The sequence below is a fragment of the Xanthomonas sp. LF06-19 genome, assembly GCF_034105425.1.
In the GTDB taxonomy this organism is placed as follows: Bacteria; Pseudomonadota; Gammaproteobacteria; order Xanthomonadales; family Xanthomonadaceae; genus Xanthomonas_A; species Xanthomonas_A sontii.
In genome coordinates this window covers 1-23,630 of record NZ_JAXGGH010000006.1, presented here as the reverse complement: position 1 = coordinate 23,630, position 23,630 = coordinate 1, and the positions used below count along the sequence as shown (strand labels likewise).

At 68.5% G+C, this 23,630-nt stretch carries 18 protein-coding genes; 6 read left to right on the top strand and 12 right to left on the bottom strand.

Features of this window, described 5'->3' with window-relative positions; translation table 11 throughout:
• Positions 1 to 61 precede the first annotated feature (61 nt).
• Positions 62 to 1,978, top strand: coding sequence for a phosphogluconate dehydratase (gene edd / locus SLW55_RS12735; protein ID WP_017917732.1), 1,917 nt, complete (start codon positions 62 to 64; stop codon positions 1,976 to 1,978).
• 76 nt (positions 1,979 to 2,054) lie between these two features.
• Positions 2,055 to 2,735, top strand: coding sequence for a bifunctional 4-hydroxy-2-oxoglutarate aldolase/2-dehydro-3-deoxy-phosphogluconate aldolase (locus SLW55_RS12730; RefSeq protein ID WP_267084236.1), 681 nt, complete (start codon positions 2,055 to 2,057; stop codon positions 2,733 to 2,735).
• Between the two features lie 116 nt (positions 2,736 to 2,851).
• Here the strand turns inward: SLW55_RS12730 and SLW55_RS12725 are convergent, their stop codons facing one another.
• The 9 genes from SLW55_RS12725 to SLW55_RS12685 form a co-directional block, all read right to left on the bottom strand.
• Positions 2,852 to 5,968, bottom strand: coding sequence for a discoidin domain-containing protein (locus tag SLW55_RS12725; RefSeq protein WP_320745324.1), 3,117 nt, complete (start codon positions 5,966 to 5,968; stop codon positions 2,852 to 2,854).
• A 351-nt stretch (positions 5,969 to 6,319) separates the two neighbouring features.
• Positions 6,320 to 7,156 carry a carbohydrate ABC transporter permease gene (locus tag SLW55_RS12720; RefSeq protein ID WP_267103073.1) on the bottom strand — a complete coding sequence of 279 codons (837 nt, stop codon included), beginning with the start codon at positions 7,154 to 7,156 and terminating at the stop codon, positions 6,320 to 6,322.
• Positions 7,153 to 8,034 (bottom strand): sugar ABC transporter permease, encoded by an 882-nt coding sequence (locus SLW55_RS12715; RefSeq protein WP_010342668.1) that lies wholly within the window; start codon positions 8,032 to 8,034, stop codon positions 7,153 to 7,155. The genes SLW55_RS12720 and SLW55_RS12715 overlap by 4 nt, the downstream gene beginning before the upstream one ends.
• Positions 8,031 to 9,293 (bottom strand): sugar ABC transporter substrate-binding protein, encoded by a 1,263-nt coding sequence (locus SLW55_RS12710; protein ID WP_267103077.1) that lies wholly within the window; start codon positions 9,291 to 9,293, stop codon positions 8,031 to 8,033. Before SLW55_RS12710 ends, SLW55_RS12715 begins: the two co-directional genes overlap by 4 nt.
• Positions 9,294 to 9,337: 44 nt before the next feature.
• Positions 9,338 to 10,918, bottom strand: a complete 1,581-nt coding sequence (locus SLW55_RS12705; protein ID WP_173003417.1) for a glucoamylase family protein — start codon at positions 10,916 to 10,918, stop codon at positions 9,338 to 9,340.
• 136 nt (positions 10,919 to 11,054) lie between these two features.
• Positions 11,055 to 14,027: a TonB-dependent receptor gene (locus tag SLW55_RS12700; RefSeq protein ID WP_267123573.1), complete on the bottom strand. Its 2,973-nt coding sequence runs from the start codon at positions 14,025 to 14,027 to the stop codon at positions 11,055 to 11,057.
• Between the two features lie 105 nt (positions 14,028 to 14,132).
• Entirely contained in the window at positions 14,133 to 15,146 is a 1,014-nt protein-coding gene (locus SLW55_RS12695; protein ID WP_267121018.1) for a LacI family DNA-binding transcriptional regulator, read from the bottom strand.
• Between the two features lie 234 nt (positions 15,147 to 15,380).
• Positions 15,381 to 15,665 (bottom strand): BolA family protein, encoded by a 285-nt coding sequence (locus SLW55_RS12690; RefSeq protein ID WP_010342674.1) that lies wholly within the window; start codon positions 15,663 to 15,665, stop codon positions 15,381 to 15,383.
• Complete coding sequence (locus SLW55_RS12685; protein WP_017909689.1) at positions 15,662 to 15,961, bottom strand: YciI family protein; 300 nt, start codon at positions 15,959 to 15,961, stop codon at positions 15,662 to 15,664. Before SLW55_RS12685 ends, SLW55_RS12690 begins: the two co-directional genes overlap by 4 nt.
• 373 nt (positions 15,962 to 16,334) lie before the next feature.
• Here SLW55_RS12685 and SLW55_RS12680 point away from each other — a divergent pair, with 373 nt between their 5' ends.
• Genes SLW55_RS12680 through SLW55_RS12670 form a run of 3 tightly spaced genes read left to right on the top strand, consistent with a single transcriptional unit; the run spans position 16,335 to position 19,807 of the window.
• Positions 16,335 to 17,276: a ScpA family protein gene (locus tag SLW55_RS12680; protein ID WP_150410986.1), complete on the top strand. Its 942-nt coding sequence runs from the start codon at positions 16,335 to 16,337 to the stop codon at positions 17,274 to 17,276.
• A 22-nt stretch (positions 17,277 to 17,298) separates the two neighbouring features.
• A complete protein-coding gene (gene scpB / locus SLW55_RS12675) occupies positions 17,299 to 18,267 on the top strand; it encodes an SMC-Scp complex subunit ScpB (protein WP_295968473.1) in 969 nt (322 codons plus the stop codon).
• Positions 18,260 to 19,807 (top strand): pseudouridine synthase, encoded by a 1,548-nt coding sequence (locus tag SLW55_RS12670; RefSeq protein ID WP_267099383.1) that lies wholly within the window; start codon positions 18,260 to 18,262, stop codon positions 19,805 to 19,807. The genes scpB and SLW55_RS12670 overlap by 8 nt, the downstream gene beginning before the upstream one ends.
• Before the next feature lie 180 nt (positions 19,808 to 19,987).
• Here the strand turns inward: SLW55_RS12670 and SLW55_RS12665 are convergent, their stop codons facing one another.
• Positions 19,988 to 20,434 carry a pesticin immunity protein gene (locus SLW55_RS12665; RefSeq protein WP_267093922.1) on the bottom strand — a complete coding sequence of 149 codons (447 nt, stop codon included), beginning with the start codon at positions 20,432 to 20,434 and terminating at the stop codon, positions 19,988 to 19,990.
• Positions 20,435 to 20,697: 263 nt separating this feature from the next.
• Here SLW55_RS12665 and SLW55_RS12660 point away from each other — a divergent pair, with 263 nt between their 5' ends.
• The gene (locus SLW55_RS12660; protein WP_320745323.1) at positions 20,698 to 21,393 is read left to right on the top strand and encodes a hypothetical protein; all 696 of its coding nucleotides are present in this window, start codon (positions 20,698 to 20,700) and stop codon (positions 21,391 to 21,393) included.
• An 88-nt stretch (positions 21,394 to 21,481) separates the two neighbouring features.
• On the opposite strand, the gene SLW55_RS12655 is transcribed toward SLW55_RS12660, so the two are convergent.
• Together SLW55_RS12655 and SLW55_RS12650 are read right to left on the bottom strand one after the other, a co-directional pair.
• Positions 21,482 to 22,315, bottom strand: a complete 834-nt coding sequence (locus SLW55_RS12655) for a CDP-diacylglycerol diphosphatase (RefSeq protein ID WP_320745226.1) — start codon at positions 22,313 to 22,315, stop codon at positions 21,482 to 21,484.
• A 132-nt stretch (positions 22,316 to 22,447) separates the two neighbouring features.
• Positions 22,448 to 23,630: YadA-like family protein (locus tag SLW55_RS12650; protein WP_320745225.1), on the bottom strand; the 1,183-nt coding region annotated here is incomplete at its 5' end.

Below are 23,630 nucleotides of genomic sequence, written 5' to 3'. Positions count from 1 at the left end.
TCCCGCTCTTCCGATTCCCGATTCCCGTTTCCCGACTCCCCCTTCATAGCCACTTCCGCCAATGAGCCTGCATCCGACCCTCCACGCGATCACCGAACGCATCCGCCAGCGCAGTGCGCCGTCGCGGCGCGCCTACCTGGCCGGCATCGACGCCGCGCTGCGCGACGGTCCGTTCCGTAGCCGCCTGAGCTGCGGCAACCTCGCCCACGGCTTCGCCGCCTGCGGCCCCACCGACAAGAGCCGGCTGGAAGGCGGGATCACCCCCAACCTCGGCATCATCACCGCGTACAACGACATGCTCTCGGCGCACCAGCCGTTCGAGCACTACCCGGAGATCATCCGCAGCACCGCGCGCGCGCTCGGCGCCACCGCGCAGGTCGCCGGCGGCGTGCCGGCGATGTGCGACGGCGTGACCCAGGGCCGGCCGGGCATGGAGCTGTCGCTGTTCTCGCGCGACGTGATCGCCCAGGCCACCGCGATCGGCCTCAGCCACGACATGTTCGACACCAGCCTGTACCTGGGCGTGTGCGACAAGATCGTGCCGGGCCTGCTGATCGGCGCGCTGGCCTTCGGCCACCTGCCGGCAGTGTTCGTGCCGGCCGGGCCGATGACCCCGGGCATCCCCAACAAGCAGAAGGCCGAGGTGCGCGAGCGCTACGCCGCCGGCCAGGCCACCCGCGAGGAGCTGCTGGCCGCCGAATCGGCGTCCTACCACGCCCCCGGCACCTGCACGTTCTACGGCACCGCCAACTCCAACCAGGTGCTGCTGGAAGCGATGGGCGTGCAGTTGCCCGGCGCCTCCTTCGTCAATCCCGGCACCCCGCTGCGCGAGGCGCTGACCCAGCAGGCGACCGAGCGCGCGCTGCGCATCACCGCCCTGGGCAACGACTTCCGCCCGCTGGGCCGCTTGATCGACGAGCGCGCCATCGTCAACGCGGTGGTCGCGCTGATGGCCACCGGCGGTTCCACCAACCACACCATCCACTGGCTGGCGGTGGCGCGCGCGGCCGGCATCGTGCTGACCTGGGACGACCTGGACGCGCTGTCGCAGCTGGTGCCGCTGCTGGCGCGGGTGTATCCGAACGGCGAGGCCGACGTGAACCACTTCGCCGCCGCCGGCGGCATCGGCTTCGTGTTCCGCGAGCTGATGGACGCCGGGCTGATGCACGACGACCTGGCCACCATCGTGCCGGGCGGCATGCGCGCCTACGGCGACGAGCCCTGCGTGCAGGACGGCAAGCTGGCCTACGTGCCGAGCCCGGCCAAGAGCGCCGACGAGGCCGTGGTACGCCCGGCGTCCAACCCGTTCGAGGCGCAGGGCGGCCTGCGGCTGCTGCGCGGCAACCTCGGCCGCTCGCTGATCAAGCTGTCGGCGGTGAAGCCGCAGTTCCGCACCATCGAAGCGCCGGCCGTGGTGATCGACGCGCCGCAGGCGCTGAACAAGCTGCACGCCGCCGGCGCGCTGCCGCACGACTTCGTGGTGGTGCTGCGCTACCAGGGCCCGCAGGCCAACGGCATGCCGGAACTGCATTCGCTGGCGCCGCTGCTGGGCCTGCTGCAGAACCAGGGCCGGCGCGTGGCGCTGGTCACCGACGGGCGCCTGTCCGGCGCCTCCGGCAAGTTCCCCGCGGCCATCCACGTGACCCCGGAAGCGGCGCGCGGCGGCCCCCTGGCGCGGGTGCGCGAAGGCGACATCGTGCGCCTGGACGGCGAGGCCGGCACCCTGGAAGTGCTTGTGGACGCCGCCGAGTGGGCCGCACGCCCGCTGGCGCCGAACACCGCGCCGGCCGCGCACGACCTGGGTCGCAACCTGTTCGGGCTCAACCGCCGCATGGTCGGTCCGGCCGACCAGGGTGCGCTGTCGATCTCCTGCGGCCCGCCGGCCGCCGACGGCGACCTGTGGAACTACGACGCCGAGTACGACCTGGGCCGCGATGCCGAGGCCGCCGCCGCGCCGCACGAAGCCAAGGACGCCTGACCGGCGCCGCCGTTCGCCCTACCCCGCCCTGGCCGTGCGCGGCCAGGGCCTCGCCCCCATCGCAACCGAGACGCCCATGACCATCGCCGAACACCAGACCAAGGCCGAACAGCTGCTGCGCGCGGCCGGCATCCTGCCCGTCGTCACCGTCCACACCCTGGAAGAAGCGCGCCGCGTGTCGGCCGCGCTGCTCGAAGGCGGCCTGCCGGCGATCGAACTGACCCTGCGCACGCCAGTGGCGATGGAAGCGCTGGCGATGCTCAAGCGCGAACTGCCGGACATCGTGATCGGCGCCGGCACCGTGCTCAACGCCACCCAGCTGCAGCAGTCGATCGACGCCGGCGCCGACTTCATCGTCACCCCGGGCACCACCCCGACCCTGGCCGACGCCCTGGCGCAGGCGCCGCTGCCGGTGGTGCCGGGCGCGGCCACCCCGAGCGAACTGCTGGCGCTGATGGAGCGCGGCTTCCGCGTGTGCAAGCTGTTCCCCGCCTCCGCCGTCGGCGGCCTGGCGATGCTCAAGGGCCTGGCCGGCCCCCTGGCCGAGCTCAAGCTGTGCCCCACCGGCGGCATCGGCGAGAGCACCGCCGCCGAATACCTGGCCCAGCCGAACGTGGTCTGCATCGGCGGCTCGTGGATGGTGCCCAAGGACTGGCTGGCCGACGGCGCCTGGGACAAGGTGCGCGAGAGCTCGGCGAAGGCGGCCGCGATCGTGCGTGAAGCCGGGAATCGGGATTCGGGAATCGGGAATCGGTAAAAACCCGAACCTCGGCTCTCACAGCTCAGGACTCCAGAAGCAAAAAAAGCGCCGGCATGCCGGCGCTTTTTCTTTTGCTGTTGCGATTCCCGATTCCCCACTCCCGATTCCCGGCCTCACCGCACCTCGATCTGCACATCCGCCGGCAACGCGTGGATGCGCAGTTCACCGTGCTCCCACTGCGCCGCTTCGCCGTTGACCAGGGTGCGGCCCGGTTCGCCTGGGTAGGGCCACGGCAGCACCAGGCCGCCGCTGGGCATGCGCAGGCCCTCGGGGATGTTCAGCAGCAGGCGGTTCTTCTGCCGGCGCAGCTGGTAGCTCAGCGGGCCCTGCGGGGTGCGCAACTGCTCGATCGCCACGCCCTTGCCGTCGAACCAGTCGGCGGGGATGCCGGCGGCCAGCACCAGGCTGTCGTCGACGTCGCGGGCGTAGGCGAACATGTCCAGCACCGAGCGCACGAAGTCCGAGGCCACCCAGGCATGCGGCAGGTCGCCGAGGAAGAACGGCTTGCGCGGCGTGCGCGAGACCACTTCGGCCCACTGGTTCCATGGCTGCGGCGTGCGGTCCTTGAAGAAGAACTGCGTCGCCTCCCACGCGCGCTCGCGCCAGCCCAGGCGCACGAACGCCGACACGTTACGCCACTCGTACGGCGTGTAGTCCTTCCACTCGCGGGTGCCGTCGCGGCGGCCGACGAATTCGCTCCAGTAACGCTCGAAGGTGTTGTCGAGCAGCGCCTGCGGCAGCCGGCCCTGCTCGCCGCCCGGGGCCAGCGCGATGGTGCTCGAGGTCGGATCGAAATCGCCCAGTTCCGCCGAGCCCGGCAGGAAGTCGATGTGGTGCTGCTGGGTGGCCGCGTCCAGCGAGGCATACAGGTCCTGGCGGAACTGGTCGCGCGAGGCGGCGAAGTGCGCGGCATCGTCGATGCGGCCGAGTTCGGCGGCGATGCTCACCGCGTCCTTGTAGCCGCGCAGCGCCCAGAAGTTGTCCCAGTACGAGTGCATCGGCTTGGCCGAATAGCCCTCGTGGCTGATCGACACAGGCATCATCCCGTAGAAGGCGGCGTTGCGCGCGCGGTTCTCGTCGGTGCGCTCGCTCAGCCGCAGCTGTTCCATGTAGGTGTACGCGCCGAGCACGTGCGGCCACATCTGTTCCAGGAAGGCGCGGTCGCCGCTGTAGCGGTAGTAGTCGGCGACGCTGTAGATCAGTTCGCCGTGGCTGTCGTTCTCCGGCACCGGATCGCTGCCGCGGTCGTCCACGCAGCACGGCACCATGCCGTTGGCGAACTGGTACGGCGCATACCACTCCACGTACTCGCGCACCACGTCGGCGCGGCCCAGCCGCAGCAGGCCTTCGGAGATCATCGCGCCGTCGCGGATCCAGCTGCGCGAGTACGAACGCGTGCCCGGCTGCAGACGCGGCCCGATCCGCGAGATCAGCATGTGCGCCAGCGCGGTGCGCAGCGTGTCGGTCACCGCCTTGCCCTGCGCCGGCACGTGCAATTGCACGCGGTCCAGCTTCTCGTGCCACTGCGCGGCGACCTGCTGCTGCGCGCGCGCCGCGTCGAAGCCTGCCGGCACGCCGGCGTTGCCGGTCTGCGGGATCACCAGCGCCACCTCGCGCACCTCGCCCGGGGCCAGGCGCCCGCGGTACAGCAACGCGCCGGAGGCCAGTCCGTCCGGATCCTGCGCCTGCTGCGGCAGGCCGCTGGCGTCGGTACTCAGCCGTTCGACGTCCATGCCGGCGTCGAACGCGCTGGCGTAGGCGGCATCTGGCTTCTGCACCGCGAACACCCGCGGCTGGCCGTTGACCTGCACCTGCGTGCCGGCGAAGGCCAGCGAGCGGATCGGGCTGACCCCGCCGACCGTGTTGAGGAACTGGCTGGGCGGATTGACCTGGAACGGACGCACCGCCAGTGCCAGGGTGTAGTCGTGCGGCTGCTTGCCCGGGTTGCTGAGCCGGTAGCGCGCCACCAGTTGCGCCTGCTCCGGCTCGCCCTGCACGAAGGCGGTCACGCGCAGCGCGGCGTTGTCGTGGGTCCAGTCCACGCTGGGAATCGGCAGGTAGTCGTCCTGCAGGCTCTGCGCGGTCTTGACGTCGGCCCAGCTCAGGCGCTTGCCGTCCAGCAGCAGGAACGGCTCGATGCTGAAGCCGCCCTTGCCCACCTCGATCGCGCCATCCTCGCCGACCAGGCCCTGCTCGCGGCCGCCATCCAGGCCGACGATGGTCCAGTACGGCTGTTCGCCGCTGAAGCCGCGCGGGAACCAGCCACGGGTCGATTGCGCCGCCACCGACTTGATGAAGTCGTTCTGGGTGGCGGCGAAGGCCAGCGGCTGCAGCGTGATGTCGGCGATGCCGTAACGGAAGCTGGGGCCGTCCTGCAAGTCGAAGCGCACGTAGCGCGCCTCGGTTTCCGGCAGCGCCAGCCAATCGGTGCCGCCGTTGCCGGCGGTCACGCTGCGCAACTCGCGCCAGCTGCGCCCGTCGGCCGAGCCCTGCACGGTGTAGCGCGAGGCATAGACGCCCGGCGCCCACTGCACCTTGGCGCCGCCGAACTCGCGCACCTTGCCCAGGTCCAGCATCACCGTCTGGGTCTTGGCGTTGCCGCTGTACCAGACGGTGTCGGGCTTGCCGTCGGCGATGCGCTGCTCCAGCGCCGGCGCGGTATCGGTGTTGACCTTGACCGTCAGCGGCGAGGTGTCCTGCGGCGGCAACGGGGTCAGGGTCAGCTGATCGAAGCATACCGTGCCGGCGCCGCCGACCTGGTTGTAGATGGTGAATTCGATCTGTGCGCTGCGGGTCAGCTCCTTCTCCGGGCTCGGTCCCCAGGCCTTGTCGATCTGCCGCTTCTTGTAGGTGACCGTGCTCCACTGCGTGGGGAAGTCGTAGCGCGGCCGGTTGACCCACCACACGTTGTCGCCGCTGGCGTCGACCAGCTTGAACTGGAGGTCGTTGCTCGGCGACTCGCCGCGCAGCTGGAACGAAAACTGGTAGTTGTCCGGATACTCGATCGGCACGCTGCGGCGGATCCCGGCATAGCCGGACACGCCGTTGAAGTCGTAGTCCAGGCACAGCGCCTTGGCGCGGCCGCCGCTGGGCGCCTGCACCAGCCGGGTCGAGGCGGTGACCTGGTTGGAGACGACGATCTGCCACTTGTCCAGATCGTTGAAGCTGTCCAGCGTCACCGTGGAGGTCGGCGGCGCGGCGACCGCCTGGGCGGCCGCCAGCCCCAACATCGCCAGCATCGCGCGTGCGCACGTCATCGCCATCCCGTCCCTCATCGCCTTCCCCGTCGCTGTCGTTTCGTTGCGTGTCTGCTTGTATGTGTCTGTGCATCCCAGTGGGCATCGCACCCATCGGCGCCCCTCGGCATCGCCTTGCATGTTGTCGCGGCTGAAGCCGCTCCTACACGTCAGGCCCGGCCATCCATGCCCGGGCGTTCGGCGCAACGCGCGCCAGTGGCGCTCGATGTTCCGCATCGATGCTGCCGTCCATGGCGCAACCATCCCACACCAGAACGTCCGGCCCGGCCATCCGTGGCCGGGCGTTCGCGAACGCGCGAGCCAATGGCTCGCAAGCGCGTTCGCTCACCCCTTCACGCTGCCGAGCAGCAGGCCCTGGATGTAGTAGCGCTGCAGCGCCAGGAACAGCGCCAGCACCGGGACCACCGTGACCACCGCGCCGGCCATCATCATCTCCACGTCCATGATGTGCTCGCGCGACAGCGCCGCCAGCGCCACCGGCAAGGTGTAGTGCTCCTGGTCGGTCAGCACGATCAGCGGCCACATGAAGTCGTTCCACGCGGCCATGAAGGTGAAGATGGTCAGCGTCACCAGCACCGGCTTGAGCATCGGCAGCACGATCTGGAAGAAGATCCGCAGCTCGCCGGCACCGTCGATGCGCGCGGCCTCCAGCAGCTCGTCCGGGATCGAACGCGCGTACTGGCGCACCAGGAAGATGCCGAACACCGTCGCCAGCGCCGGCACGACCACGCCGCCGAAGTTGTTGACCAGGTGCAGCTGCTTCATCAGCAGGAACAGCGGCAGCATCGCCACCTGCGCCGGAATCACCAGCGCCGCCAGCAGGATCTGGAAGATCCGCTCCTTGCCGACGAAGTGCAGCTTGGCGAAGGCATAGCCGGCCATGGTGTTGATCAGCAGCGAACCGAAGGTGATCGCACACGACACCAGCAGGCTGTTGGCGAAGTTGCGGGCCATGCCGGTGCGCGAGAACAGCTCGCCGTAGTTGGCCACGGTGGCGCCGGTGGGCAGCATCGGCGGCGGGAAGCGGCTGGCCTGCCCCGCCGGCATGAACGACACCGACACCATCCACAACAGCGGCGCCAGGCTGATCACGGCGAGCAGCAGCAGCCCGCCGTTGACCAGCAGCGTGTTCCAGCGCGAGGCGCCGATCTCCCGGCTCATACCAGGTCCCTCTTGCGGCCGAAGCGCAGCATCACCGTCGTCACTCCCAGGATGATCAGGAACAGCAGGAACGCCACCGCCGACGCGCGGCCGAGGTTCCACCACTTGAAGCCTTCCTCGAACATGTAATACAGCACGCTGACCGTGCTCTGCAGGGGATCGCCGCGGGTCATCACGTAGGGTTCGGCGAACAGCTGGAAGTAGCCGGACACGGTAATCACCCCGACCACCAGCAGCACCGGCCCCAGCATCGGCAGGGTGATGTGCAGGAACTGCCGCCACTTCGAGGCGCCGTCGATGCGCGCGGCCTCGTACAGGTCCTGCGGGATCGCCTGCAGGCCGGCGAGGAAGATCACCATGTTGTAGCCGAAGTTCTTCCACACCGCGAACAGCATGATGGTCGGCATCGCCCAGTGCGGGTCGCCGAGCCAGTCGATCGGGCCGATGCCCAGATGCGCCAGGCCGTAGTTGACCAGGCCGTAGCTGGTGTGGAACAGGTAGCGCCAGATCACCGCCACCGCCACCAGCGTGGTCACCACCGGCGCGAACAGCGCGGTGCGGAACAGCGCCTTGAAGCGCGCCACCGGCGCGTTCAGCAGCAGCGCCGCGCCCAGCGAGGCGCCGATGGACAGCGGCACGCCGACGATCACGAAGTACGTGGTGTTCCACAGCGACTTCCAGAACATCGGCGTCTGCAGCAACTCGATGTAGTTGCCGAAGCCGACGAAGCGCAGGTTGTGGCGGTCGGCCAGCGAATACAGGTCGAAGTCGGTGACGCTCAGCGCCAGCGCCGACAGCACCGGCAGGCCGAAGAACACGCCGATCACGATCAGCGCCGGGCCGGCGAACAGCCAGCCGATCAGGGAACCGCGCTTCATGGCGCCGCTCCCGCGGCCGGCGCCGCCGTGCCTTCGCGGTGCTGCTGGTGGATCCAGCGGCGTTTCTCCAGGATCTCGTCGACCCGCTTGTCCAGTTCCCGCATCGCCTTCTCCTGCGGCTCGCCGCCGCGCACCACGCGCTCGGTGGCCAGCCGCATCTCCTGCACGATGCGCTCCCACTCCAGCACCTTCGGTGCCGGCTTGACCCGTTCCAGCTGATCGCGGAACGCATGCGCCAGCGGATCCTCGGCCAGCGACGGATACGCCCAGGTGCTGCGCCGCGGCGGCATGTCGCCGATCAGCGCGTGGAAGCGCGCCTGGATCTGCGGCCGCGACAGGAACTCGATCAGCTTCCAGGCCGCGTCCTTGTGCTCGGACTTGCGGAAGATCACCAGGCTGGTGCCGCCGGCGATGCCGGCGCCGGGGCCGTCCGGGCCCGGCAGCGGCATGGTGCCCCACTGGTCCTTGAGCGCAGCCGGCTGCACCTTGCGGAACTCGCGGATGTTCCACGGGCCGGAGATGTAGAACGCGTAGAAACCGTTGAAGAATTCGTCCCAGACGTTGGAGATCTGCGTCTCCGACATCTTCGGCGCCCAGCCCTGGTCGAACATGTTGGCGTAGAACGCCAGCGCCTTGCGGAAGCCGGGGCTTTCGAAGTTGCCGTAGTTGTTGTGGTCGCGCAGCAGCGGATCGGGCAGTTGCAGGCCCAGCGACAGTTGCTGCTCGAACTCGTTGAGCGGCATCAGGATGGCGTAGCGCTTCGGCCCGACATGCTTCTTCACCGCCGCCATCGCCTGCTCCCACTCGGCCCAGGTCTGCGGCAGCTTGGTCACCCCGGCGTCGCGCAGCATGTCCTTGCGATAGAACAGCAGGCGCGTGTCCACGTACCAGGGGATGCCGTAGAGCTGGCCATCGATGACGCTGGTGTCCCAGATGCCGGGGAAGTAGTCCTTCGGGTCGACCACCTTGGAGCGCTCGACATAGGGCTGCAGCGGCTGCAGCGTGCCCAGTTCGGCGAATTCCGGGATCCAGGTGTTGCCCAGCTGGCACACGTCCGGCAGGCCGTCGGCGGCGAAGGCGGTCAGCAGCTTCTCGTGCGCGGCGGTCCACGGGATGTTCTGGATGTCCACGTGGATGCCGGGATTCTCCTTCTCGAACTCCGGGATCAGCTCGGCCACCACCTCGGCCTCGCGGCCCATCGCCCAGAACCGCACCACCTCGCCCTGCGGCGCGCGCGCGCACCCGCACACGGCCACCATCAGCAAGCCCAGCGACACCCAACGACCGATCATGCGTGCTGCGCTCATTCGGGCTTCTGCGGCTGGCGCTGGTCGGGGTTCTGTTGCGCCTGCGCGGCGGCGGCGCGCGATTCGGCGATGCCGATCGCCCGCGCCGCGGCGGCCTGCTCGTCCTTCTTCGGCACCGGCTGCGCCTCGCCCTCCGGAGTCAGCCAGCCGCCGCTGAAGCCGGCGCGCTCCAGTCCGGTGCGGATGTACTTGTTCTTCTTCATCACGTTCCAGACGAACTCGTTGCGGTAATTGGCGATCATGGTCAGGATCGGGCCCTGGTCGATGCCGATGTAGTCGCTGGAGACCCAGCCGCGTCCGGGCACGACGCGCCCGGTCTTGAGCGGGATATCGTAGTTGAAGCTGGGGTTGAACGAATCCAGGAAGCCGTAGCTGGAGTAGATGAAGTCGCCGTAGCGCTTGTGCATCTCCTCGGTGGCCGGAATCACCACTTCCGGCGCGAACACCAGCGAGGCCACCGCCGCGGTCGGCGCGATGGTGCCGTCGTCGAAGTTCTCGCGTAGGCCGGCGCCGCGCGAGGAATAGTGGCGGAACTGGCGTTGTTCGCCGCGATACTCCTGCTCGGTGTTCTGCGGCCCGTCGCTGGCGGTCAGGCCCCACACGTTCTCGCCGTAGTCCTTCCACTTCATCGGATTGGCGATGGCGTACTCACGCTGCGCCAGCACCGCGCGGCGGCTGTTGAGGAAGTAGTCGATGCCGCGCTCGCGCATGTACTGGTCCTGGATGTCGCGGAAGTCGATCCAGACATGGCTGTACTGGTGCGCGAACATCGGCCCGAACGACAGGTATTCCTGGCCGTAGTACACGCCCCAGTCGTTGTTGTAGGTGCGGGTCCACACCGTCCACGCATCCGGGCTCACCGCATGGGTGGGCGATCCCAAGGCCAGCACGTACAGCATCATCGCTTCGTTGTAGCCCATCCAGTCGTGGCTGATGAAGCCGCTTTCGGGGAACCAGCCCATCGAGATCAGCGGATCGCGCTGCTGCAGCCAGGTCCAGTCCACGCGCCGGTACAGCGTGTCGGCGATCTCGCGGATCTCCTTCTCGCGCGGGTCGTCGCCGTCGTAGTACGACTGCGCGAACAGCACGCCCATCATCAGCAGCGCGGTATCCACGCTCGACAGCTCCACCCAGCTGTCGTAACGGTGGCCGTTCTGCATGTCCAGAAAGTGGTAATAGAAGCCCTTGTAGCCGGCCTTGCCGGTGCGCTGCGGGCCGACCGGCGCATCGCGGAAGAACTTCAGCGTGGTCAGGGTGCGATCCACCGCCTGGGTCCGGCTGATCCAGCCGTTCTCGATGCCGATGGGATACGCCGTCAGCGAGAACCCCACCGACGCGATGCTGGCGAACGGACGCGACGGGAAGCGGTCGGGGGTCAGGCCATTGGTGTCGTTGGTGGTGTCCCAGAAGAACTGGAAAGTGCGCCGCTCGATGTCGCTGAACAGCTGCGGCAGCTCGGGCTTCAGCGGTTTGGGCGGCAGTTCCGCCTCGACCAGGATCACCTGCACCGGCTTCTTCTCCACCGCCTTCGGCTCCTCGACCTTCTTACACGCCGTCAGCAGCACCCCTGCTGCCATCACCATCAACGAAAACCTGATGAACCTGCGCTGCTTCTTCATCGTGCCCCCCGTGAAATCGTTTACATGCACGCAAAAAATACCCCACTTCCGCATCGCCGCGGCCCCCGGTGCACGGGAGCCGCGGCGACCTTGTTTACCAGTTCAAGCCGAACGACAGCTTGAACGTCCGCATCGGCGAGGCGAGCACGCCGTTCGGCGTACCGAACGCCGTATTCAGATCGGCGTACGTTCCGGTTGCGGTGTTGTAGTCCGCGTAGTTGGTCCAGTTGAACAGATTGATGACATCGGCGCGCACGTTGAACTTGATGCCCGACCCGGTATCCCATTCCTTGTTCGCCGCCAGGCTGAATTCCTTGTAGCCCAGCGTGGCGTCCGGCTTGTACTGAATGATATAGCACTGGTCGTTGCCCGCCAGGCAGTTGGTGCCGTAGCGCGGGGTCTGGCTGGCCAGCGACAGCTTGGCCGACAGGGTGACGTCGTACGGCAGATCGTAGATGCCGGTGACCACCAGGCGGTTCTTCGGGATGCCGCCGGCCTCACGCCAGCCGTAGCCGGCCATCGACGGCTGGTCCAGCGCATAGTGCTCGCCGTACTGGCGGTTTTCCTTCGCGTCGGAGAAGGTGTAGGCCACGGTCAGGCCCCAGCCGGACTCCTTGTCGTAGGGCTTGTCCAGCTTCAGCGCCAGCTGGTTGTTGCGCGTCTTCAGGCCGTTGGTGCCGAGCACGATCGCGCTGTAGCCATTGGGCGAGTCGGTGGGCACGCCGGAGGTGGTGCCGGGCAGGAAGAACGAACCGTCGGCACGGCGGTTGCCGCGCAGGAACACGAAGCCGTCCTCGCTGACGATGTGGCTCAGGGTCACGTCCGTGTACCAGTCGTTGCCCCAGAAATGCAGCATGTTGCGCATGCCCAGGCTGAACTGGTCGGAGTACGGCACTTTGATGTTGTTGTCGATCAGGTACACCTCGCGGCCGCCGCCGGTGCCGGCGGTGGTGGAGGCGGCCAGCCCGTTCAGGCCGGCCTGGGTCGCATAGCTCGGGTCCCATGCCACGCACGGCTGGCCGAGGCACGGCGTGTTGGCGCTGCTGAAGTAGTAGCTGTAGGAGCGGAAGTTGTTGTTGAGCTGCTCCAGCGCCAGGTAGTCGAACAGGTTGCGGTCGTACGCACGGCCGGCACCGCCGTAGATCACGTGCGCCTGGTCGCCGAACAGGTCGTAGGAGAAGCCCAGGCGCGGCTGCCAGGCATCCTTGAACGCCTTGCGGTTGTTGCCGGTGCTGATGTAGTTGGCGATGTCGTAGTTGGCGTTGTCCAGATTGCGCCAGTTCAACAGCGCGCTGGCGACGTCGGCCGGGGTGACGAAGTCGAGGAACGACGGGGTCTTCTCGTAGTCGTAGCGCACGCCCAGGTTCAGGGTCAGGTGCTCGTTGACCTCCCAGTCGTCCTGCAGGTAGATGCCGTACTGCTTGTTCTGCGACTGCACCGAACCGCCGTCGCCGGTGTCGCCGAAGCGCACCCGGTACGGGGTGCCGACATCGCTGAGGATGTTGTAGTAGTACTGCGGATTGGCCGGATTGATCTGGGTCGAATCGAGCTGGATGTCCTTGTACTTCAGCCCCATCTTGATGGTGTGGCTGCCGTGCCAGTCGAGGCTGTTGAGGGTCAGGTCGTCCTGCAGGGTCCAGCCCTTCTGGCCCTTGTTCTGGAAGCTGCTGCCGGCGCCGGCGCTGAGGATGGTGGTCTCGTTGCCGGCCTGCGGCACATAGGACAGCACGTAGCCGCTGCCGTCGGTGAGCGGGGTCTGGGTCCAGAACGCGCTCTCGTAGCTCAGGTTCAGATCGTTGAGGAAGGCCTCGCCGCTGTACTGCCAGCGCAGGTTGGCGCGCTTTTCCTTCTGCCCGTTGCTGCTGCCGTGCTGGTAGGTGGTGGTGTTGCCGATGTCCGACAGCTCGTCTTCCTTGCGGTACTTGCCGGTCAGCTCGAACAGGTTGTTGTCGCCCAGGGTCCAGTCGATCTTGCCGAAGTACAGGTCTTCCTTGAACGGCGTGCTGTAGGTGGCGACCAGCGGCTGCAGCTGCGCCGGCAGCTGGTCGACGCGGTCGGCGTAGATGCCGCCCGGAATCACCGTGTTAGGCGTGGTGTATTCCTTGGCCTCGTAGGCCACGAAGAAGTGCGCGCGGTCCTTGAGGATCGGGCCGCTGAAGGTGGCGCCGTACTGGGTCTCGGAGAAGTCGTCGCGCTGGCCGGCCTTGCGCTCCAGCGGGCTTTCGGCACGCCAGTCGTCGTTGGTCGTATCCCAGAAGAAGCTGCCGTGGAAATCGTTGGTGCCGGACTTGGTCGAGGCGACGATCGCCGCACTGCTGACCTGGTCGAACTCGGCCTTGTAGTTGGAGGTGATGACCTTGTACTCGCCGATCGCCGACTGCGGGAACGGGTTGCCGCGGCTGGAATCCTGGCCGCTGACGCCGCCGGTCAGCACGTAGTTCTTCTGGCTGATGCCGTCGATGTAGACGTTGGTGCCGTTGGCCGAGGTCGCGCCGGAGCGCACCGTGGTGTTGCCCTTGGCGTCGCGCTGGAACTGCACGCTCGGCACGCTGTCGGCCAGCTCAAGGAAGTTGCGCGTGGCCTGCGGCAGCTTCTCGATCTGCGCGTTGGAAATGTAGGTGGCGTTCTCCGAGGTACGGGTTTCCACCAGCACCGGCGGCGCCTGTACCTGCACCGCGTCGAGCGTGGTCGCGCCCTGCCCGTTGGCGGTGGCCGCTTCGCCGCCCACGCCCAGATCCAGGGTGGCGGTCTGTCCGACCTGCACGGTGACGTTCTGCGAGGTGGTCTTGCCGTCGGCGGTGACGTCGATGCGGTAGGAACCCGGCGGCAGACCGCCGACCGAATAGGTGCCGTTGCTGGTCTGCACGCTGCGGCTCAGACCGGTGGCCAGGTTGGTGGCGGTGACCTGCGCGGACGCGGCCGGCGCCGAATCGACCTTGACCTGGCCGCGGATGGTGGCACCGGTGCTTTGCGCAAATGCCGGCGCGGCGCCCAGCAGCAGACAACTGGCGAGGGCGCAGCTCAACAGCTTGCGCGTGGGCCGGGCGGAGTGCGGGGTGTGTTGCATGTGGGGTTTTCCCTCCAGGAAGACGTGATGCTCGTTATGGGTGGTGCGTGGTGCTTCGATGGAACGAAGTGGAACAACCGATGCGGCGCAGAAAAGTGCGTCGCATCAGGAACGGGCCGTGCTGGAATCGCGCACGACCAACGTAGGAACCAGGGTCTGCCGCTGCCGGTCGTACGCGTCGGGCCGATCGATCAATTGCAGGAGGCGGTGCATCGCCTGCTCACCAAGCCCGGCGATGCTGACGCGCATGGTGGTGAGGGATGGGTGAACGAAACGCGCCAGCGGAATGTCGTCGAAGCCGGCCAACGCGATGTCGTTGGGCACGCGCACGCCGCTCTGGGTGAAGGCGTAGAGGCAGCCGAGCGCGGTCATGTCGTTGGCGGCGAACACCGCATCGGGCAGCGTGCCGGCCTGCAGCATCGCCTGTCCGGCGCGATAGCCGGAGGCTTCGTCGAAATCGCCCGGGAACTCCTGGCCATGCGCTTCGCCGGAATGGCGTGCCACGGCGTCGCGGAAGCCGCGCAGGCGTTCGCGCGCGTCGAAGTTCAGTTCCGGACCGCCGATGAAGGCGATGCGGCGATGCCCCATCGCCAATAGGTGCTCGGTCATCGCCACCGCGCCGGCGTGGTCGTCGATGCTCAGCACCGGATATTCGGTGCCCGGCAGGTGGGTGTTGATCAACACCGTCGGCAACGCCTGCGGCAGGTTGTCGGTGAGAAAGCCCGGGCGCTCGGCATACGGCGACAGCACCAGCAGGCCGTCGACGCGGCCGCGCATCGCCCGCAGCGCCCGCCCCTGCTCTTCCGGGTCGCCGTGGTAGCTGGACACCAGCAGGTGCTGGCGGCGCGCGCGGGCGGCACCGTCGATGCCGCGGATCAGTTCGGAGAAGAATTCGCCGTACAGGTCGGGCAGCACCACGCCCAGGGTCTGGGTACGGCGGCTGCTGAGGCTGCGCGCCGCCGCATGCGGGCTGTAGCGCAGGCGCTCGGCCACTTCCAGCACCAGGGTCCGCACCGGCGCCGCCACGTTCTCGTGGCCGTTGAGCGCACGCGACACGGTGGCCACGGAGACCCGGGCCTCGCGTGCGACGTCTTTGATGGTAACCGCGCTCTTCGCCATCGTGCCGCCCTCCGCGGCAGAGACCTTGAGAAACTGGCGCGGACTGTAATCGTTTTCAGCGCGAGGCAGAAGCCCTTTGTTATTTTTACAATAAACACCTTATTTTTCAATCACTTGAATAATGAGAAACCGGTCGGAATCGTGCCGCAATGCAGCATAATCCAGGTGCAGATTCCGCTTTTTCCCGGGGTGCACACCCCTGTTTGGACCGATAGCAGCCGTCGCCAGCGGGTGTCAGCCGCCCGTGCCCGGCACCTCGGCGCGGATCGACAGCGCATGGATATCGGTCTGCATCATCTCGCCCAGCGCCGCGTAGACGGCGCGGTGGCGGGCCAGTGGCCCCATGCCGGCAAAGGCCGCACTGACCACGCGGACATTGAAATGCCCGCGGCCGTCGCGCGCGCCGGCATGGCCGGCATGGCGATGGCTATCGTCCTCCACCTCCAGCGCCTGCGGCGCGAACGCCGCTTCCAGCGCGGCGCGGATCCGCGCCACCCGCTCGGCGCCGACCTGGCTCATGGCAGCACCTTGCGGAACGGCCGCACCTCGACCCGGGCGTAGACGCCGGCATCGACATACGGATCGGCCTCGGCCCAGGCCCGCGCCTCGGCCAGCGAGTCGAACGCGGCCACCACCAGGCTGCCGCTGAAGCCGGCCGGACCCGGATCCTCGGCGTCGATCGCCGGGCACGGCCCGGCCAACAACAGTCGCCCGGCTTCCTGCAATGCGGTCAGCCGCTGCAGATGCGCCGGCCGCGCCGCCGCCCGCCGCGGCAGCGCATCGGCCACGTCGTACCCCTCGATCACGTACCACATCGCGTCTCCGCCCTCGTTGCCTATCCAAAGACCTGTCATTGTAGAACCTGCCCCGGCACGGCGGCGCTGGACACCGACCCCGCCGGCGCATTACCCTTGGTCGTATTGCACGCGGCCGGATGCAGCGGCCCGTCGGTGATCGGCGACCCCAAGCCCCTTCCGACGACCGATTCGCTGCCTGACACCGCCCGCGCAGACGTCCTCCTCTGCAGTTCCCGCCGCCACGACACGCGTGGCGTGCGTCGTGTGTCTTGTTGAAGTACCGAGCGCGTTGCGGGGACGACGCGCCATTGAACCGCAGCACTGCCGGCAAGGAGCCGCGCCGGGTCGCGCCTGCCCGGCCCTTCGCTACCGCAACACCGATGTCCAACCGATGACTTCCGAACTCGCGCTCGACGCGAACCCGCCAACCCAGACGACCCCGCCACAGCAGCAGGAAATGCCGCTGGCGGTCGTGCATGGGCAGCCGGTCCTGCAGATCCCGCAGGATCTGTACATCCCGCCGGATGCGCTGGAAGTGATCCTGGACGCGTTCGAAGGCCCGCTGGACCTGCTGCTGTACCTGATCCGCCGGCAGAACCTGGACATCCTGGACATCCCCGTCGCCGAGATCACCCGGCAGTACGTGGACTACATCAACGTGATGCAGGAGCTGCGCTTCGAACTGGCGGCCGAATACCTGGTGATGGCCGCGATCCTGGCCGAGATCAAGTCGCGGATGCTGCTGCCGCGGCCGCCGGCCGAGGACGGCGAGGAAGTGGACCCGCGCGCCGAACTGGTCCGCCGCTTGCAGGAGTACGAGCGCTTCAAGCAGGCGGCCGAGGACATCGACGCGCTGCCGCGGCAGGACCGCGACACCACCCCGGTGCACGCCCATGTGCCGGACCGTGCCGCGGTCAAGCTGCCGCCGCCGGTGGAGTTGAAGGAAATGCTGCTGGCGCTGTACGACGTGCTCAAGCGCGCCGAGCTGTTCAGCGGCCACGCGATCAAGCGCGAGGCGCTGAGCGTGCGCCAGCGCATGGGCGACGTGCTGGGCCGTCTGGACGACGGCAAGTTCCACCGTTTCGAATCGCTGTTCAGTGCCGAGGAAGGCAAGCTGGGCGTGCTGGTGACCTTCCTGGCGCTGCTGGAACTGGCCAAGGAGCAGTTGCTGGACATCGTCCAGGAGCCGCTGGCGCACGTCCCCGCCGAGGCCGCCGAGCGGCCGCCGATGCCGCCGATCTACGTCAAGTCGCTGGCACTGGGCAACACCAACGCGCCGCTGCAGTTCAACAGCGAGTTCGACGACAGCGACGCCGCCGACGCCACCACCTGAGCCACCGAGAACCCGCCCCCGCATGGATCAAGCGCTGATCAACCGCATCGTCGAGGCCGCCCTGCTCGCCGCCAACCAGCCGTTGCCGCTGGCGCAGTTGCACGGCCTGTTCCCGGAGGAGGAACCCGCGCCGCCAGGCAGCATCGAGCGCGCGCTGGAACTGCTGCGTGAGGCCTGCGAGGGCCGCGGTGTGGAACTGGTCGAAGTCGCCTCCGGGTTCCGCTACCAGGTGCGCAGCGACGTGCACGCCTGGGTGGCGCGGCTGTGGACCGAGCGCAAGACCCGCTACACCCGCGCCACGCTGGAGACCCTGGCGCTGATCGCCTACCGGCAGCCGATCACCCGCGGCGAGATCGAGCAGGTGCGTGGCGTGGCGGTCAGCAGCAACATCATCCAGGCGCTGGAAGAGCGCGAGTGGATCCGCGTGGTCGGGCACCGCGACGTGCCGGGCAAGCCGGCGCTGTTCGGCACCACCAAGACCTTCCTGGATTATTTCGGGCTCAAGCGCCTGGACGAACTGCCGCCGCTGTCCGAACTCAAGGACATCGGCGAACTGGAGCCGCAGTTGCCGCTGGACCGCGACGCGCTGCCGGTCGGCGACATGGCCCAGGCCGACGCCGCGCCGGGCGACGCGGCCGATCAGGGCAACCAGGGCGACACCACGGCGCAGGCCGCAGCCGCCGGCGAACCCGCCGAGCCTGCCGCGACGGCGCAGGCAGACGCGGCCGATGCCGACGACGCCGCCGACGCAGAAGCACGCGACACCGCAGCACCGCACACCCCCGCGACCGACGACGCCCACGCGCCGGCGGCCACGGATTCCACGACCGCCCCGACGGGCGAACCCGAAGCCGCGCCGGGAGAGCGCGCGGCGGATGCGAACGAAGCCGAAGACAACGCCGTCGCGACGACGACCGTGGCTGTTGACGATGCCGATTCCGAACCACAGGCCGACGCGCAACGCGCCGGCCGGAGCCAAGTAAATGAGTGACACCTCCCGCAAGCTGTCGTTGAACAAGCTCTCGCTCAAGCGCGACGCCGCTGCCGCCGAGCAGCCGAAACTGGAAGAACGCCTGCACAAGGTCCTGGCCCAGGCCGGACTGGGCTCGCGCCGGGCGCTGGAACAGCGCATCGCCGACGGCCTGGTCAAGGTCAACGGCGAGGTCGCGCAGACCGGCATGTCGATCCGCAGCGGCGACAAGATCGAGCTGGACGGCCGCAGCTTCGTCGCCAGCGCGCTGACCGAGCCCTCGCGCGTGCTGATCTACAACAAGCCCGAAGGCGAAGTGACCACGCGCGAAGATCCCGAAGGCCGCCCGACCATCTTCGAGGCGCTGCCGGCGCTGAAGGGCGCGCGCTGGATCGCGATCGGCCGCCTGGACATCAACACCACCGGCCTGCTGCTGCTCACCACCGACGGCGAGCTGGCCAACGCGATGATGCACCCCTCCTACGAGATCGAGCGCGAGTACGTGGTGCGCGTGCGCGCCCCGGAAGGCGAAGAGACCGTGCCCGACAGCATGATCGAGCGGCTCTCGCGCGGCGTGCTGCTGGAGGACGGCGGCGCCAAGTTCGACGAGATCGAACGCATCGGCGGCACCGACTCGCACGACTGGTTCCGGGTGGTGGTCAAGGAAGGCCGCAACCGTGAAGTGCGGCGCCTGTGGGAATCGCAGGGCTGCCAGGTCAGCCGGCTCAAGCGCACCCGCTACGGCAAGATCGCACTGCCGCGCGAACTGCTGCGCGGGCACTCGATGGAACTGGCGCAGGACAAGGTCGAGGCGCTGCGCGCCGAGCTGAAGCTGGAGGAAGGCACCCCGTCGGCGCTGACCCTGCAGCCGGTGATCGGCCAGCGCAAGGCGGCCAAGGCCACCGTGCAGGTCGGCCGCGGCGGCAACGCCTACGTCAACGGCCACAACACTGCCGACGAGGGCCGCGAGCTGCGCCGCTTCGACACCTTCCGCGAGGACCGCGGCCGCGGCCGCGGCGGCAAGAAGCCGCACGGCGGCCTGACCGTGAGCGGCGAAATGGCCGCCAAGCAATCGCAGAAGCCGTTCAAGCAGCGCACGCCGAAGGGCCCCAAGCCGCTGCCGGACGGCAACCCCGCCGCGTTCCGCACCTGGTACGTGCCCGATGGCGTCAGCACCGGCCCGACCGGCCACCGCAATGCCGGTCCCGGCGGTCGTGGCCAGGGTCAAGGTCAAGGGCGTCCCTACGCCAAGCCGCGTCCGGCTGGTGCCGGCGCTGGTGCGGGCGCCGGCCAGGGCCGCGGTCCGGGCCAAGGCCAGCAGCGCAAGGCGCACCCCTACGGGCATCCGGGCAACGCGCCGAGCTTCCCGTCCGACCACGCCACTCCCGGCTTCAACCCCTACGGCGCCGCGCCGCGCGCAGCGCGCCCGGCCGGCGGCCAGAAGCGCGGCCCGGGTCCGGGCGGACGCCCCGGCGGCGGCAACCGCCCGGCCGGCGGGCGTCCTCCGGGTGGCGGCGGCCGTCCCGGCGGCGGCGGCAACCGCGGTCCGCGCGGCGGCTGAGGACGACGCCGGCGCCGTGCGCGCCGGCCCGCTCCGCACCCGACAGGGCGCCTGCGCAAGCGGCGCCCTGTTTTTTTATGGGGACGCTATCGATCACGGGGACGGCGCGCGCCGTCAGGCCGCGGCAGCCCCCTCACCCAGGTGATGCGACGGCCCGCATCGCGGCCGCCCCGCGTGCACTCACGCGCCGGCAGGCGCGTTCTTGCAGTCCGCAAACCCCGCCGGGACCTGCCTGGCGGTCCACTTGCCCTGAGACGCTGTCGAAACGAGCAGCGCCGAGGTTGCGTCGTAGCTGGGGGCCTGTGTCGCGCCGAGCCTGGCCAATCCCGTGTCATGGAAGCACAGACGCACGGACGTGGCATCGGCCGACAGCACCTCGAAGCGCATCATCCAGCCCTTGTCGGCCTCGAGCAGGCGCGCGCCATGGGCGGTTTTGGTGACATCCACGAAACCATAGTCCGCGAACGTCGTCTTCCCCGGCAGGCGGCGGGGGCCGACCGAGTTGGGGAACGATGTGAGATCAAGCTGCTGGACGACCGCGTCGACGACGCCTGCCTGCTGCGATACGGCCGGAGACGACACGCCGAGGCCAAGCGCGAGAAGGCCAACAAGCATTCCGGAGGTCATGCGGACGATCTCGCGCGCGAAGGGAGGCGTGGATGATAAGCACCGGGGACGCCGGCGCCCAATGGAGATTGCCGCATGCGGTGGCCGCCGACCAGGCGGCACCCGACCGCGTCTCGCAGGCTCGAACGACAGGGACGTGGCGACATCAGCCCACCCGCCATCGCGCCGTTCGCCCTGCGCGGACGAAGCCGATATCCTGGCGCATCTGGCGGCCGCCGCGGGTGGCCGCCCTCACCGACCAGGAATTCCCGATGACACGGAAGATGAAGATCGCCCTGCCGCTGCTGATCGCCGGCGTACTGAGCCTCGGCGCCTGCCAGAAGGCGCAGCAGAAGGCCCAGGAAGAGATCGCCGCGGCGCAGAACCCCTACCCGGCCAGTTCGCCGCTGCACGCGCCGTTCGATCGCATGCTGCGCAAGCTGGCCAACGACCCGCGCTACGTGGCGCTGCTCAAGCAGAGCGGCCCGCAGGCGCAGCAGGCCGGCTTCCAACTGGCGCAGAACGGCATCGCGCGACTGGACCACGCCACGCTGGAACAGCGCCTGCAGATCCTGTCGCAGGTCAGCGACAAGGTCGACGTACTGCAGTGCGCCGTGCTGGCGCGCGGCGGCAACCCCAACGATGCGCAGGCGCTGAGCGCGGCGATGCTGTCGGGCCTGGAAAAGCTGCCGCAGGCGCAGATCGACCGCTGGTTCGACGTCTCGCTGAAGGCCACCGACGCGGAGTTGAACAAGACCCCGGCGCAGCCGGTGAGCCAGGAGCAGATCCAGGCGGCGATGGGCACCCTGGTCAAGTCGCTGCCCGCCGACCAGCAGCAGCGCCTGATGCGGGTGCTGCCGGAGATCGCCAAGGCCAGCGACGAGGACGCCTGCTGGACGGCGCGGACCCTGTACCGCCAGGCCCTGGCGACGCCCGAGCCGGTACGCGGCCAGTTGGCCTGGGTGTTCGCGCAGCAGTGATGGGCTTGCTGCACGGCGCAGCGGCCGCGCTGGCCGCTGCCTGTGCGGCAACACGTACATGCCGCGCAACCGAACGGCGACCGCGCTGCTATCTCTCGCCTGCCAGCTCCACACGAGCATGACCGCCTGGCCGCATCACGTTCGAGTACCAGGATGCGGGAAAACTGCGCGTACCTGCGGTCGCGCAATCGTCGTCCTGCAGCACGCGCGCCGCTCCCAGGTTCGCGCCCCGGCCCAGCAAGGTGCGCGGCAGCGCCAGCAACACGAACCGGCCGTCCTGCAGCACGGTCAGGGCCAGCCCGTAGCGTTCCAGGTTGCCGCTGGCACCGGGCAACTCCTCGGCCACGCGCAGGAACGGGCTGCGCATTGCCAGTTCCGCCTCGCTCAGCGTCCGCAGGTAGTAGCGACGGCCCTTTAGCCAATATCCGTTCCAGTGTGCATCCCAATACGGGCCTGCCACCGCCAACTGCTCACGGATGTCCGCGCGCAGACAGGCGATGTGCAGGTGCAACTGGTTCTGCGAAGGCAGCGTCTGCGCATCCACCACGACGGCCACCGCAGTATCCGGAACCGGCGCACCCAGCAAATCCGACAGCACGCCACGGGCCCGCCATGCCAGCCAGAAGTAGTTCGGCGTGTCCTGGCGCTGCAACGCGAGCTTGGCGGCTCCGATGATGCGGCGGGTCGGCACCAGCCAGGCATGCGCTCGGCCGCGCTCGTCCTGCAGGAGAGCATAGCCCTGCGCAGGGTCCAGGGTCCGGCACGGCGCCGGCACCCCGGAGCCCCGCGCACTGACCTCGCAGCGCCGGTGGACGAGATGCCACAAGGCATTGGCATGATGGCGATATATCGCCAGTGCGGTCCCTAGCCACATCAAAGCGAGCGCCACGATGCCGAAGGCGCGATATCCGGATCTGCTCATCTACGACTTCTCTTCCACAGCCGCGTACGCAGCCGACAAAAAGAAACGCGTCCTCGGACGCGCTTGTGACCAGGAAAATGAAAGGAAGCGCCGGCCGACACAGAGGCGTCCGGCCGGCGCCAGCGGTGCTTGTTACCAGACCACACCCGCGCCGACGGCCACGCCGGCATCGCCGCGCGTGGTGGCGCTGGCGTTGACCTTGAACAGGTAGCGGCCGCTTCCGCTGATCGTGGAAACGCCGAACGCGATCGCCTGTTCGCCACGGAACGAGCTCAACGAGACGCCCGCCGCGCTCTGGTCCGGTTGATACGCCTGGGGCAGGCTGGCCATCGCCATCGCCGCGGCCACGCCGGCGCTGGCGCGCCGATCCACCTGATCCACGCGGGAGTCGGTGTAGGCGCGCGACCAGTCCTCTACGCTGTCCAAGCCATCCTGCAACTGTCCCAGGTTGACCGCATCGGTGCGTTCGGTGCCGGCGGCGACGTTGGTGATCTGGCGCTGATTGCTCGCCGAACCGACCGAGACGGTGTCGGCACGGTCGGCGACCGAGCCCTGCCCCATGGCAACACTGTTGGACTCCGTGGCAGTGGCGCCTTTGCCTACGGCAACGCTACCCGCACCTGATGCGACCGCATCCGCCCCCACCGCCGTCGCGTTCGTGCCACTGGCCGTGGTGTTGCTGCCCATCGCCGTGGTGCTGGCGCTCTTGGCCGACGCAGTAGGCCCAACCGCGACCGAGGTGCCGTCATTGCCCACGACGACCAACCCATCGTTCGTCGCCGATGAGGCGCTCGAACCGTTGCTGCCATTGCTGCCATCGCTGGCAGGGCTGACGCTGCCGCTGCCGCTTTTGCTGGGATTTCCGGAGATGCCGCCAATGGACTGCTCGAGCGTGGTCAGCGAACTCTGTAGCGTGGAGAGCGAATTGGAGTTGTCCTGCACCTTCTGATTCGTGGCATACAGCTGCGAACCGTTCACCGCATCGGTGCTGCTGGCGCTCAGACGGCCTGCGGCCACATTCTGAATCTGCCGCTCCGCCCCCACCGCGCCGACACTGAACGCACCGACCGGCGCGCTGCCGGCGAAGTTGTAGCTGGAGCCACCGAGCGTTGTGGAACTCACCGCCGTGGTCTCCACGGTACGAGTACCCGAGCCGATCGCCACGTCCTTCGCATTGCTGGCGACCGCATCGGGGCCGATCGCGACGCTGTCGGTGCCGGTCGCGACGCTATCGCTGCCCGTCGAATTGACCCGCAGGTACTTCACACCGTCGCCGCCCTGGATACCCTTGACTGCACCGTCGAGCTTGCTTAGC